Source organism: Bacillus sp. LR--39 (assembly GCF_053613335.1).
In genome coordinates, this window is the sequence record NZ_JBSIOT010001057.1 from 1 (window position 1) to 644 (window position 644).

The window sequence follows — 644 nt, forward strand, 5'->3', positions numbered from 1 at the left end:
GCGTCCGGCGGATTGACTGAGGGGGGCGCGTGCTTGGCGACGTGGACAAACATTTCGTCGCCTGTCAGAGCGGACAGAACAGGCGCAAAGTGATCGCCGAGCCCTTGAAGTTTCGGGCGCACTGTGTCTTTCAGAACGCTCATCCGCGCATCTAAACCTTCTATTGTAAATGTACGAAAATCCTCTTCAGTAAAACGCAGACTGCTCATTGTGTTCCTCCTTGTCCAATCAGTAAAGATATTGTATCACAGTCGGCTTTTCAAACAAAAAATTACGTTTCGCCTTGCGGAATTTGGGGAATCGTTAGGTAAACACACAATTTTTAGAATAACGTTGCGAATGTTTGAGCACTTCATACGATATGAATAAGAAATTAATATATATCACGCTTAGGACTTAAAGCCAGAAGGATTCCTTTTGAAATCAATTTTCTCTGGAGGGGGCGTAGGGCACATGAAACCAATAGTAAAACAAGGATTGAAAGAGGAAAAAGACAATCGGGCCGCTGTTTGGAGGCTTGAGGTCGATTATGAACTTGCAACGCTTTTTGAAGCTATGGAAAAAAAGGATGAAACCCAAATCGAGTTGAGCAAGCGCAAACTGGAACGACTCAGAAAAGAATGGATCAGATTACATGGTTGAAA

General features: G+C 43.8%; 2 protein-coding genes. One reads left to right on the plus strand and one right to left on the minus strand.

Translation table 11 applies throughout. The features are described 5' to 3' along the window. The coding region (locus ACWHAR_RS28400) for a DUF1054 family protein (RefSeq protein WP_452088611.1) at positions 1-209 on the minus strand (209 nt) is incomplete at its 3' end. A 244-nt stretch (positions 210-453) separates the two neighbouring features. On the opposite strand from ACWHAR_RS28400, the gene ACWHAR_RS28405 reads away from it, so the two are divergent. Beyond that, positions 454-642 (plus strand): hypothetical protein, encoded by a 189-nt coding sequence (locus ACWHAR_RS28405; protein WP_003181425.1) that lies wholly within the window; start codon positions 454-456, stop codon positions 640-642. Positions 643-644 lie beyond the last annotated feature (2 nt).

What these genes read in the sequence shown, in the direction of transcription:
- ACWHAR_RS28405 (WP_003181425.1), top strand. Translation starts at nt 454, where the DNA reads ATGAAACCAATAGTAAAACAAGGATTGAAAGAGGAAAAAGACAATCGG.